Below are 12,008 nucleotides of genomic sequence, written 5' to 3' on the forward strand. Positions count from 1 at the left end.
TTTTTAGTGAGCATCAAGCCAGTTATTACCTACACCTAAATCGGCGACTAACGGAACGGCAAGAGTAAAGGCGCTTTCCATCACTTCTTTTATGAGAGGTTTCACTATTTCTAATTCGGTTTTAGGCACATCGAATACTAACTCATCGTGTACTTGCAGCAGCATACGGGTTTGCAATTGCTGGGCTTGCAGTAGGTCGTAAATGCGTATCATCGCTATCTTGATAATATCGGCAGCCGACCCTTGTATAGGCGCATTTACGGCATTGCGCTCTGCTGCCCCTCGCACTACTTGATTGCGCGAATGTATATCGGGCAAGTAGCGACGCCTGCCCAGTACGGTCTCTACATAGCCGTGCTCTTGGGCAAAGTGTATCTGCTTCTGTATGTAGTTGCGCAGATTGGGGTAAGTAGCGTAATAGGTATCTATCAGCTCCTTGCTCTGCGACCTACTCAAATCGGTTTGTGCTGAAAGCCCAAAAGCCGATACGCCATAGATAATACCGAAGTTTACCGTTTTGGCGTGGCTACGCTGCTCGCGAGTAACCGCCTCTAAAGGTACATTGAACACTTTGGCTGCCGTAGCGCGGTGAATGTCCTCGCCGTGCAAGAAAGATTCTATCATATTATGCTCTTCGCTTAAGGCTGCAATGATGCGCAACTCTATCTGCGAATAGTCGGCAGAGAGGAGTATATAATCATCATTACGAGCGATGAATGCCTTGCGCACTCGTTGCCCACGCTCGGTACGAATAGGGATATTCTGCAAGTTAGGATTATTGCTACTAAGGCGCCCCGTAGCGGCTACCGTCTGCATATAGGTAGTATGCACACGCCCTGTGCGGGGGTTCACCTCTAACGGCAACGCATCTACATAGGTAGATTTGAGTTTCTGCACTTGTCGCCACTCTAATATATCGGCTACTATCTTATGTTTAGCGGCAAAAGGTGCTAACACTTCTTCGGAAGTAGCATATTGCCCTGTCTTCGTCTTCTTAGGCTTACTGTCTATCTTAAGTTTCTCGAAGAGAATATCGCCTAACTGTTTGGGCGATGCCAAATTGAAAGGCGTACCAGCTTGCTCAGCTATAGTGGCTTCTAATTGTGCTATCTCTGCGTCTAAGGTTTTAGAGTATTCTTTCAGATACGCCACATCAAGGGTTACCCCCTCGCGCTCCATTACCGCTAATACTTTCAGCAGGGGCATCTCTAAATCGGCATATACTTTTTGGGCATTTACCTTAGGCAATTCTGCCTTAAAAACGTCCTTTAGTTGCCAAGTAACGTCAGCATCTTCTACCGCATACTCTTTCACCTCTTCCAAAGCTACGGTACGCATTGAGCGTTGCGCCTTACCTTTGCCTATAAGACTTTCGATAGCAATAGGGGTATAGCCCAAATAGGTTTCCGAGAGCAAGTCCATATTATGGCGCATATCGGGGTTGATAAGATAGTGGGCTATCATCGTATCGAATAGCGCCCCTTGTACCTTTATGCCGTAATTTTGGAGTACTTTGAGGTCGTATTTCAAATTCTGACCTACTTTGGTTATCTTCTCATTCTCAAAAAACGGTCGGAGGGTATTGAGTAACGCTGTAGCTTCTTCTTTATCTACAGGGAATGGCACATAATAGCCTTTGTGCGCCGTCCAACAGAAGGAAATGCCTACCAATTCAGCTTCGAGAGCATCAATAGCAGTGGTTTCGGTATCAAAACAGACTTCAGTCTGCTGCAATAGCGATTGTAGCAGTAGTTGTTGTGCCATTGGGGTATCTGCCAACTGGTAGTAATGGGGGGTATTGGCGGCTGTCTTCTTCTCGACCGCTACTTGGGGCTGAGCAAATAAGTCGCCTTGTACAGCAAACATATCTAACTGGGCTGACGGTGCTTTCTGGTTGCTTTGTACTACCGCTTCTGGCTGATATACCTTTTGGAAATTGACTAATAACTGACGAAACTCTAACTCTTCAAAAAGTTTGCCTACCGCCTCGAAATCGGGGGTAGAGACTTCGCAGTCCTTCTCATCAAAAACAACGGGTACATCAAGCATAATGGTAGCCAACTGCTTAGAGAGGATACCTTTTTCTTTATTATTCTCTATATTCTCGCGCAACTTGCCTTTAAGCTGGTCGGTATTAGCAAGTAGGTTTTCTAAAGAACCAAAATCGGCAAGGAGCTTTTTGGCAGTCTTTTCGCCCACCCCAGGGAGCCCAGGGATATTATCGACCGCATCGCCCATCATACCCAGAAAGTCTATCACTTGCAAGGGGTTTTGTACCTCAAATTTCTCTTGTACCTCTTTCACCCCCCATATTTCTATGTCGTTTCCTCCGCGAGGGGGGCGATACATAAAAATATTGTCGCTCACCAGCTGTGCGTAATCCTTATCGGGGGTAACCATATAGACCTGATAATCTTGCTTTTCGGCCTGCTTGGCAAGCGTACCGATGATATCGTCGGCTTCGTAGCCCTCTTTTTCGATAATAGGGATATGCAAGGCATTGAGAATCTGATGTATATAAGGAATAGCTATGCGGATAGCCTCAGGGGTTTCTTCGCGGTTAGCTTTATAATCGGCAAAGAGCTCGGTGCGCGCTACACTACCGCCCTTATCGAATGCTACGGCTAAATGATGAGGTCGCTCCTTTTTCATCACATCGAAAAGGGAGTTCATAAAGCCCAAAATGGCAGAGGTATTCAGTCCTTTGGAATTGATACGCGGGTTTTTAATAAAAGCGTAGTAGCCCCTAAAAATAAGGGCATAGGCATCGAGTAAAAATAGGCGTTTTTTCATAACGGCAACTATTAAGCGTTTTAGGGGGCAAAGGTACTAAAATAATGACAAATGACAAATGACAAATGGCAAATGACACGGCATTTGTATAATTAATAAAGAAAGAGCTACCTCTCTTTGTGAAGTAGCTCTTTTTGTAGATAACAAATAACCTATTTAAGGGCTTTTATTCTGTCTTTATAGCTACTATCATTATATTTTTGGTATGCTTCTAAACTTATTTCAGGCACATACACAGTAGCATTAGTATAATTCATAATAGGATAAAGACCAAAGGGTATTGTACCTTTGATATTTACTGTTTTTAAGTTTGTACAGCCGATAAATGGAGAATTATTACTATAGTATATACCGCTGATAGTTTTAGGGAAAGTAATTGTAGATAAACTCTTACAATTCTCAAAAGCATAATAACCTACAGAGGTTAAACTACTTGAAAACGCTATACTTTTCAAACTATAACAATTAACAAATGTACTACTTGGTATAACTGTTATATTTTCAGAGAGCTTAGCACTTTCAAGAACTGAACAATTTCGAAATACAGTTTCTCCCATATTTCTAACGGAATCGGGGATTACTATTTGGGTAAGGCTGCTACAATTATCAAAAACACTATGCCCTATATTTCTAACAGAATTAGGTAATAGTATATTGGTAAGACTGCTGCAATTAGCAAAAGCATAGTGTCCTATATCCCGTAAACCATTAGCTATAGTAACACTTGTTAAAGCACTACATCCATTAAAGGCTTCATAATCTATAGTTTTTACATTACTAGGAATCGTGATGCTTTTTAAAGCCTTACAATTGCGAAAAGCAGCATAATCTATTTTACTTACTGAATTAGCAATTTCTACAACACTCAATTCGCTACACCCTTCAAAAGCTTTGCCACCAATTTCAGTTACATTACTAGGTATTACCACTTTACCATCATCAGGAATCTTGTCGCAAGGCCATTTTTTAAGCACTCCATTTTCAATTATTACTCCATCAGGAATATCAGAAGCACTTGCCTGAACATTTACTGTTATACTTTTCTTTTCACCACTTTCATTGTCGGTTACTACTATTACAGCAGTACCTTTGCCTTTACCAAAAACGGTTATAGTATTCATTTTTACCAAGCTGGCAGTAGCTATGTAGGCATTGCTAGTAGCAAGAGTATAGCTACCTGTACCAGAGGTAATGTTTACTTGCACATTTTCTCCTTTTTTGAGAGTTACTGCATCGGTAGAAAGGGTGAGAGGAGCTAACTCTTTGGTTCTAAAATTACCATAAGCTGACTCTACCTTCATATTGCTATTGAGACGGTGACGGGCTATCACTTTCCAACGGAAGATATATAAGCCTTTGAAACTTGCAATAGTATTGAGGTCTACTGTCTTTTCGCGGGCGTCATAAGGCAAATCTGGTATAGTTTCTATAATATAAGACCCATCGCGCTGTAGACATTCTATTACCAAATCTATTTTCATTCTATCACCAAATGCATTGAAGTTGCCTCTGAAGAAATCCCATCTAAAGGTAATAGTCTTAGTATCGTTGAACGCCTCGCCTTCTTTAGGGTTATTTAGTGTAAAGTAGGGAGCATCAGCACGGTCTTCAATAAGCTGAGAAACAGCATTAGTATTAAAATAAGCATAGATTGCACCTGCTACATCTACTGCCAACTCACTTATCTTAATTACTTTCGTTACAAAATTAGCTTTTAGTATATGAGAACTTTGGTTGTAGTAACTTTTAAGGGTACTTCTATAGATATCTTTAGTACGAGTTACTCCTGCATACATTTTGGTTAGCTCATAAATATTACTCATATACTGATTTTGCTTTTTAGCATCAGGGTTGTTAAGCAACTGTTGAACCATAAAATAGGATAGTTGCCCACTTGCTATCAAAAACTCTCTATCGTGAATACTCTTCAAGAATTTTTTTAGTTCTTCAGGGTCTTTCATAAAATCCTCTGCTAAGGTAGTAAGAAGCTGTCTCATAGGATGGTTTCTAGAACCATAGCGAAAATCATACTTGAAGTTGTCAACTCCTGAAGCATTTCCTAAATCTTCAAGTCCTAAAGCTAAATCAATAATAGGTTTTATAAAATCACTGTATCCACTATGTAAGAAAGCTATAAGAATACGTTTTTTTTCGTCTTGAGAATACTCATCAAAAGGCTTTTCTAATTGTCCTACTCCATAAATTTCTAATTTCAGTTTATCGGCATTACCTATATCTACATTTATAGGGTCGGTAGTAGCTTTGAAAATGCTACCTGTCTCTCCTTGCAATGAGCCGTATACCACTTTCCAATAATTAGTACCTTGTGGTTTGAGCACTTCTACTTTTGAAAGTCCACCTTCATCTATATACTCTTCACTAGCAATAAGCCCATTGTTTTGCAATTTCATTTTTTTAGGATAGATGTGTATCACTCTCTTCAGATGATTAGTAACTGTGAAATTGAAAGCACCATCTTTCTTCTTCATACTACCCTTAGTAAACTCTACTTGGCTTTCATTACTATTTGAAATATTAGCTCTTACTTTTTTCAGTAGGGCAACTAAAACTCTGTTATAACCATTGAGTCCTGAATAATTAGGGCACTTACGAGCATTCATACTTACGAGCATTTCAGCAGCTACCTGAGCTCTATAATCTCCAAATTCAGGTAAACTTCTGATAATTTTCACAGCTTGCTGAAACTCAGCTTTATTACTTGTAATAAGCTCAGGGCGCAACATTAGTAAGGCAATGGCTGTTTGTTCAGCATCTATAATAAGACTTCCTGTTCTTGCTGTAGGGTCCGTTACACAGCACATCATTAAGTCTCCTTGTTGGTTGAGTACATTGTTGATAATAAGCCCAGGTGAAGTATACTGAAAAGTTCCCCCATAGAAAACATTTCCATTAATAGCACCTCTTCCCGTAGGATTAGGTTTGCTCTCTTCTGGCTTTTCAGTTAGTTTGAAATTTCCGTAAGCATTAGAGACTACTAACTCATCTAAGATTTTCTTATCTACTTCTTTAGGAAGTTCAACGGTGATACTTTGTTTTTTTACCACTTCTTCTTTGGGAGTGGGTTCAGGAGGAGTAGGAGTTGGGTTGTCTTCTCCCTCGTCTTTCTTGCTACAGCCTACCAAAATAGCCATACTGAGGCATAAGATACCTAAATGTTTTAACATCTTCATTACTTTTTTTGTTTTTAGGGTTATTATTTAAGAGTAAGGGTGTACGAACCGCCGTCTTGGTAGTCCACTTTGTATTTATCACCTTTTACAAATACAGCTGTAAGCTTACAACCATCTACCCAATAAAGGGTTACTTTGCCATTAGCGTTCGCCTCAAAAGTACGTCCGCCAGCACAGAACACGCCACCTGACACATCGGTAGATACTTTGGCGTATTTAGCTGCCGAACCATCAGCATTGCGCACTTCTACAGTGCAACTAAGGTCTTTACTACTCGCTTCGGTTGAAGGAACAAAAGCGGTAGTGAGCAGTATGAGGCTGCAAAGAAGTGCGCCCCAACGAAGGGTTTTGAATACTAAACTCATATTACAAAAAATTAAAATTATATGCTTCAGTATTACACGCTTTTCTTGTATGTAGAACAATAAAAAAAAACGTGAAACTTTTCTTAATATGTTGTGTTTAACAAACTCGTTGTTTCATTTATTTACGACGCAAAAGTACATATTATTTCTAAATGCGCAAATATTTTAACATAAAAAGCTTAAAAGAATAACTACTACTCACTAAATAATTACACAAAAAAAACTTTGTCAAGAAAAAACTGTATAGCAGTTCGTTTCTTGACAAAGTAATTATATCGAGTTGAAAAAAGTTATATTTTAGGCTTTTCTTCTGGCACTATGTGCGAGGTGTCATAGCCTGCAAAGAGCTTCAGATAATGTTGCAGTGTAATGCCATTGCCATCGGCAAAATCATAATTGCCTTGGCGTTTAAAATATTTGCGCACCGAAGTAGCCCCTGCTAAGTGTGCGGCTGCTAGAATACCTGATTCTGTTATTTCTATTCCGTTGATTTTTTTGCCTACATATTTTTCTATTTCCTTGCGCAAAAACCACTTGCTGCGCTGTAGGCTGAGGGTGAAGACCCGTTCTTGCTGCTCAGGAGAGTTGAGAAACTCGTCCATATCATTTACCCCAAAAAAGCGCAAGATACGTTTGCCAAATTGGTATTTGCCCATATACCCAAAACGGTTTACTACCGTATAACTGCCTCGCGACTCGCGATAGGCTAGGGCTTCTTTAAATCCTACAAAGGTTTTACCAGCGTGTAGGGCACTGAAAGTAATAGTTTCCTCATTATTGGTAGCTTCTGGCATAGCGGTAGCCAGCTGAGGAGTTTCTACTAAGAAATTGGTTGGTACAACAGTAGCTTTAGTTTCTTCATCTTTAATGGTAAATCCTAAAAAGAAAAATACCATAATCACAAATAAATACCTCTTTTTTTGTAAATTCATATAAGTTGTTTTCTTTAAGACTGACAGCGTTTTTCCGTGCGGAAAAACACCTGCTTAAAATTATTTCGGCGGCAAAAGTACAACTTTTTTTGAAAATGACCAAAAATAGTGGTTAGTCTTTAGTCGTTAGCCGTCAGAAAGAATACCTAAGTTACTCATTATTAACTACTAAATGCTAACCATATCAGTATCTTTAAAAATTAGATATTACACGATATTCTTTTTGGTTATGAGCTTTATTGATAAAGTTACGCATTTCATTGGTAAGAGGCAATTGGTTTTGGGTTTCCCAAAACTCTTTGTTATAAGGTATCTCTAATTTAAACAATTCTTTTTTACCATTTACATTGGGTTTAAAAGTGTTGATATCAGAGAAAGGATGGGTAACAATAAGCTCGAAACTTACCTCATATACTATTCGTTCTTCTCCTGCATATACTTCTACTTTTTCAGTATATATAGCAGTAGCTATAAAGTATTTGCCTTTTTCAACATCTTTTTCACATTTATCTTTATAAAAATAGTCAGAAGTTCTGTACTTAGTAAATAGTTTTTTAGTGTAGGGTATTTTGCTAACTATTTTAGGATTAATTTTATGAATTCGTTCTTTAATAGCGTAATCATCGGTATTGACAAGGAAATGACCTATTCCTTTTCTATAATTTTCTTCATTTTCAGGAGTGTAATTTACCTGCTGATGGTCTTCATCTATTATTTTGGAGTGTGAAAAGCGGTATTCGTTTGGGTTTAGAAACAAAATATTACTCCACCATTGAAATACGTCATCTAAAGAAGGCAAATCAAAATCATCTGCTCGCATTCCTTTCTTTTCTATACCGAACTTACGCATATTAAGCAACTGAAAGGTAAAATCCTTCTTAATACCCAATAATTTATCGCGTTTGATACGCCCACTAAAATCTTCTATTTTTACGAGTTCGCCATTGCGCTTAAGTACACAACGCAAAAAGAAATCTTCTGCAAAAGGCTCCATAGGATAATTGGTGGAGGCACGATTATAGGCTTCTTGAAGAATATTTTTGTTAGAAAGAGTTACCTCATCTAACTGAAAGGGTTTAGGGGTAAAATACAAGGTGTCTTTAGTGTGGCTAAGGGCTTTAAAAGTAGTTTTGAGTGTTTCATAGCCTAACATTTTTATAGTAATGCTGTCATTAGTAGAATAGAACACAAAGTACCCATCAGCATTAGTAATGGTGTAATCATTAACATTATGGATAGTAGCAGACTGTAGAGGTGCCTTAGTATCTTTATCTACAAGGTATTTAGAGATAGTATTTTGAGAGAAAGATAATGGTATTAGGGCTATATAGATAATGACTGCGATTATATTTCTTTCCATAGCTATATTTTCAATTTAAATTGTCTAATGCATTCAACTAACCCCTAACGGCATAGACAGCGTAATAGCGAGGGGTAAATAGGCGCAATAATGGGCGTATACCCCATTTGCTGACAGGATGCGTCCATTTTTCGCGATATACGATGTGCCAACCAGCCTTTTCTAACAACATATCTAACTGCCAGTCCTCAAACTCGTGGTAATGGCAGTCGCGAGGGTCGTTAGTATTGCGGTAAGCACGGGCAAACCACAAGCGCAAAGGCACGGTAACTAATAGCTTATCGGTAGGCAATTGCTGTAGTACCGCTAACGGATTGACTAAATGCTCGAGAATTTCGAGTGCCGTAGCAAAATCGGCAGGGAGCGACTGCAGGCACTCGGCTTGAAAGTCCAAGTCCTCGCCCTGAGTGTTGCGCACCGTGTAGCCCTCAGCTTGCATCAGTTCGCTAAAAGGGTTTACCACTCCTACATCTAAGATAGTAGCCCCCTGTGGAGCGTACTTTTTGAGTATGGCAAGGGTACGCTCGTAACGCTTTTTAGGAAGTTTTTTGTACATTCTTAACCTTGATTAATAGAGGCAAAAAGCTAAACATAATTAGAATAAAGGTCTCTGTTTATTGCTTCTGAAGTCTATTATCCAAATAATTTCTTCAGCTTCATCTATTTTGTAATAAATAGAGAATTTACCTTTGAAAAAGATTTTTCTATACAAATCTAATATATCACTATACTGCTTGCTGTAAGGATTGCTAAGTATCTCTTTTTCTACTTTTTCAGTTTCATTGAGAATTTTTTCTGAATAAGTGAAAGTTCCATTATTTCTATACCAATAATCGAGGGTCTGCTCTATGCTATCAGACGCCTCTTCTGTCCATCTAATTTGCATATTTAGCTCTTAATCTCTTAAACAGTTGGTCACTGCTTATAGTTTTCCCCTCTTTTATTTGTTGTTCAGATTTTCTCAATCTCTCTACCTCTTCAGATGATAGTTCATAATAAAAATCATCTTCTTCTGGCTCTGCTATCTGTATACCTATATTCAACAGAGCTTTTACAGCCTTTTGGTATTGCTGAAAATCTAACTTTTCTCTTAAAGGAATGGCATTTGCATACATAATTCTTATTATTTTTACGGCAAAGATACAAACTTATTTGTTAATTCACCAATTTGCTAATAAAAAACACCTATTTGTTATTAGCTTTTAGAAAAAATTTGCTCTAATATCTTAAGGGTTATAAGGTAGGTGGGTTTTACTCCGATGGTGCCCAAACCGCCTGAGGCAAGGGTGCTACCAGTTTCGAGGGGGTTATCAGAGGCATAGTACGCATAACGCACTTTTACGTCTTCGCGTATGCTCTTGCGTATCTTTGAGGCCGACTGTATCGCTTTCTGGTAATGCACGCCCTCCATCTCTAATCCTACAGCTTTCCACGTAGAATGTAAGAAAAACTTCAGTATATCTTTGTTCTGCAACGAGGTACCTAATACAGTAATCATAGAGCCCTCGAATACTTTTAGTCCGTGTCCTTCAAAATCGGCTTTAGAAAACTCATTGTTGAAAGGATAATTGTCGGCTGTACCCTCGAAAATATGCGATGTAGGTATCATTATATCGCCTTTGTCGCCCTCTAAAATACCTGCTTTGCCCATAATCGATACGGATACTACATCTAAAAAGTGAGTGTCCCCGCCCTTGTGGTAAGGCTTCAAAAGTTCGTCTATCGTTTCGTAGGCTTGTTCGCCAAAAGCATAGTCCATTACTAAGAGCACTGGTTTTTCTTCTTCCTTTAGGTGACTTAAATCATAAGGAGTACCTGTAAAGTCTATCTTGGCAGTATCGAACAGCTGCACATCGATATTCGTGCCTGAAGCATCGTCTACCGAAATCATACCGTGCGAGTGGGCATAGTTTTTCACTTTCTGTCTAAGCTCTTCGTTCTCGTGCTTGCTGAGCGACTCGAATAGCGCCATTTGGCTGTCTGCCTGTGTCTCTGTCCCTATCGCTTTTTGGGCAAATAGACTGTTCATCACGCTGTGCATATTGGCACTTATAATATGTATAGGTCGGTGCAGCAATCCGCGTTTGAGAAGAAGGTGTTTGAGGTGTTCTGCCCAAATCTCGCCGTGGAGGTGGTGACCAATGCGCTCGCGCAAAACGGTACTAAAGGTGATGGTGCGACGCTCGTCGTTAAGGCGTTCATTGACCGCTATTTTGCCCAACCAATAGATAATATGTATAAACCGATTGGGTTGTGCTACTGTAGAAAGGGCATTGTGTGCCTCGAGTACCTCTTCAAAAGTACGCCCCAACAGATTGCCTATGTGTATAAAGCAGGCTTCGCGCTCGGCAAGCGTCAGTTTGGGTTTATTAACCGCCGCGGTTACTTTTTCCCAATCGTGAGAAATCTTATTATCGTCTAACAAAATACGGTCGGCTATTTTATGCGACTCTATAAACAGAAACGTTAGGTGTGTAAGCACATCATAAATATCAGAACGCCCGCGGGTGATTTCGATATTCATCTGCTGGTCGTCTATACGATAGCAGTTGCGGCGGCGCTTGGGCGGAATGATAGGTTTGAAGTGCGATTTGCGATAACCCTCATCGGCTATAAGGTTGATATACAAACACTGCTCGATGCCCTCGGGCAGGCGGTCGAGTACGTAAATAAGTCCGTTGAGTTCGGTTTTGCTTTCGGCTATAGAGCCGTATATTTCGGGGCGCAATACCAATAATGATTCGCGCAATGCCTCGCCCGATACGCCCATAGGTTTGTAGAAACCTCGGGTGAATAGGTGACGCATAGTAACGTACATACGCTCAATAGCGTTAGTTGATTCTTGTGCTCTACTCTTCATATAATTCGTCTATTTTGCTGTATACTAAGTCGGGTTCGAAACCGCGATACAGCAGATAATTAGCTAATTTTGCTTTTGCTTTATAAGGGTTTGTGTCTTTTATCGAGGCAAATTTCTTTTCGGCTACAGTATCGAATACTTCTTGGTATTCATCTTCATCAATTTCTTCTAAGCCAGCTTCTATAAGGTAGTCGGTAAGCCCCATAGCGTAAAGCGAGCGAGTGATGCGGTCGCGCCCCCATTTTTTAAGGCGGAACTTACCGCGAGCATAGCTGCGAGCAAACCGCTCTTCGTTAAGGAAATCGTGTTTAATAAGATGCACGATAACCTCGTCAATAGCCAGCGGAATCATACGCATCTCGCGGAGCTTCTCGCGCACTTGCCTATGCGAGCGCTCTTGGTATGCGCAGTAGCGCTCTAAACGCCGCTTTGCCTCTTCTACGGTATATGTTTTTACTGAATCGTTCATAATAGCGCACAAAGGTAGTAAATAATTTGGCGATGCGC

General features: G+C 39.8%; 10 protein-coding genes. All 10 read right to left on the minus strand.

Going from position 1 to position 12,008, the window contains the following annotated elements:
* Positions 1-3: 3 nt before the first annotated feature.
* Positions 4-2,793, minus strand: coding sequence for a DNA polymerase I (polA, locus tag FOC45_RS11210; protein ID WP_009390117.1), 2,790 nt, complete (start codon positions 2,791-2,793; stop codon positions 4-6).
* Between the two features lie 152 nt (positions 2,794-2,945).
* Positions 2,946-5,978, minus strand: a complete 3,033-nt coding sequence (locus FOC45_RS11215; protein WP_052141390.1) for a leucine-rich repeat protein — start codon at positions 5,976-5,978, stop codon at positions 2,946-2,948.
* 29 nt (positions 5,979-6,007) lie between these two features.
* Complete coding sequence (locus FOC45_RS11220; RefSeq protein ID WP_009390113.1) at positions 6,008-6,349, minus strand: hypothetical protein; 342 nt, start codon at positions 6,347-6,349, stop codon at positions 6,008-6,010.
* A gap of 290 nt (positions 6,350-6,639) precedes the next feature.
* On the minus strand, positions 6,640-7,281 hold the full coding sequence (locus tag FOC45_RS11225) for a hypothetical protein (RefSeq protein ID WP_009390111.1): 642 nt from the start codon (positions 7,279-7,281) through the stop codon (positions 6,640-6,642).
* A 193-nt stretch (positions 7,282-7,474) separates the two neighbouring features.
* A complete protein-coding gene (locus FOC45_RS11230) occupies positions 7,475-8,641 on the minus strand; it encodes a hypothetical protein (RefSeq protein WP_009390109.1) in 1,167 nt (388 codons plus the stop codon).
* 37 nt (positions 8,642-8,678) lie between these two features.
* Positions 8,679-9,197: a bifunctional 2-polyprenyl-6-hydroxyphenol methylase/3-demethylubiquinol 3-O-methyltransferase UbiG gene (locus FOC45_RS11235; protein WP_009390107.1), complete on the minus strand. Its 519-nt coding sequence runs from the start codon at positions 9,195-9,197 to the stop codon at positions 8,679-8,681.
* A 39-nt stretch (positions 9,198-9,236) separates the two neighbouring features.
* Positions 9,237-9,527: a type II toxin-antitoxin system RelE/ParE family toxin gene (locus FOC45_RS11240; protein WP_009390105.1), complete on the minus strand. Its 291-nt coding sequence runs from the start codon at positions 9,525-9,527 to the stop codon at positions 9,237-9,239.
* Positions 9,517-9,756, minus strand: coding sequence for a hypothetical protein (locus FOC45_RS11245; protein ID WP_009390103.1), 240 nt, complete (start codon positions 9,754-9,756; stop codon positions 9,517-9,519). The genes FOC45_RS11240 and FOC45_RS11245 overlap by 11 nt, the downstream gene beginning before the upstream one ends.
* Before the next feature lie 80 nt (positions 9,757-9,836).
* Complete coding sequence (locus FOC45_RS11250) at positions 9,837-11,501, minus strand: hypothetical protein (RefSeq protein ID WP_009390096.1); 1,665 nt, start codon at positions 11,499-11,501, stop codon at positions 9,837-9,839.
* The gene (locus FOC45_RS11255) at positions 11,491-11,970 is read right to left on the minus strand and encodes a regulatory protein RecX (RefSeq protein WP_009390094.1); all 480 of its coding nucleotides are present in this window, start codon (positions 11,968-11,970) and stop codon (positions 11,491-11,493) included. The genes FOC45_RS11250 and FOC45_RS11255 overlap by 11 nt, the downstream gene beginning before the upstream one ends.
* Positions 11,971-12,008 lie beyond the last annotated feature (38 nt).

It is taken from the genome of Capnocytophaga sp. FDAARGOS_737, assembly GCF_009730375.1.
Taxonomy (GTDB): Bacteria; Bacteroidota; Bacteroidia; order Flavobacteriales; family Flavobacteriaceae; genus Capnocytophaga; species Capnocytophaga leadbetteri.

What these genes read in the sequence shown, in the direction of transcription:
- FOC45_RS11230 (WP_009390109.1), bottom strand. Translation starts at nt 8,641, where the DNA reads ATGGAAAGAAATATAATCGCAGTCATTATCTATATAGCCCTAATACCA.
- FOC45_RS11235 (WP_009390107.1), bottom strand. Translation starts at nt 9,197, where the DNA reads ATGTACAAAAAACTTCCTAAAAAGCGTTACGAGCGTACCCTTGCCATA.
- FOC45_RS11255 (WP_009390094.1), bottom strand. Translation starts at nt 11,970, where the DNA reads ATGAACGATTCAGTAAAAACATATACCGTAGAAGAGGCAAAGCGGCGT.
- FOC45_RS11220 (WP_009390113.1), bottom strand. Translation starts at nt 6,349, where the DNA reads ATGAGTTTAGTATTCAAAACCCTTCGTTGGGGCGCACTTCTTTGCAGC.
- FOC45_RS11245 (WP_009390103.1), bottom strand. Translation starts at nt 9,756, where the DNA reads ATGTATGCAAATGCCATTCCTTTAAGAGAAAAGTTAGATTTTCAGCAA.
- polA (WP_009390117.1), bottom strand. Translation starts at nt 2,793, where the DNA reads ATGAAAAAACGCCTATTTTTACTCGATGCCTATGCCCTTATTTTTAGG.
- FOC45_RS11240 (WP_009390105.1), bottom strand. Translation starts at nt 9,527, where the DNA reads ATGCAAATTAGATGGACAGAAGAGGCGTCTGATAGCATAGAGCAGACC.
- FOC45_RS11250 (WP_009390096.1), bottom strand. Translation starts at nt 11,501, where the DNA reads ATGAAGAGTAGAGCACAAGAATCAACTAACGCTATTGAGCGTATGTAC.
- FOC45_RS11225 (WP_009390111.1), bottom strand. Translation starts at nt 7,281, where the DNA reads ATGAATTTACAAAAAAAGAGGTATTTATTTGTGATTATGGTATTTTTC.
- FOC45_RS11215 (WP_052141390.1), bottom strand. Translation starts at nt 5,978, where the DNA reads ATGTTAAAACATTTAGGTATCTTATGCCTCAGTATGGCTATTTTGGTA.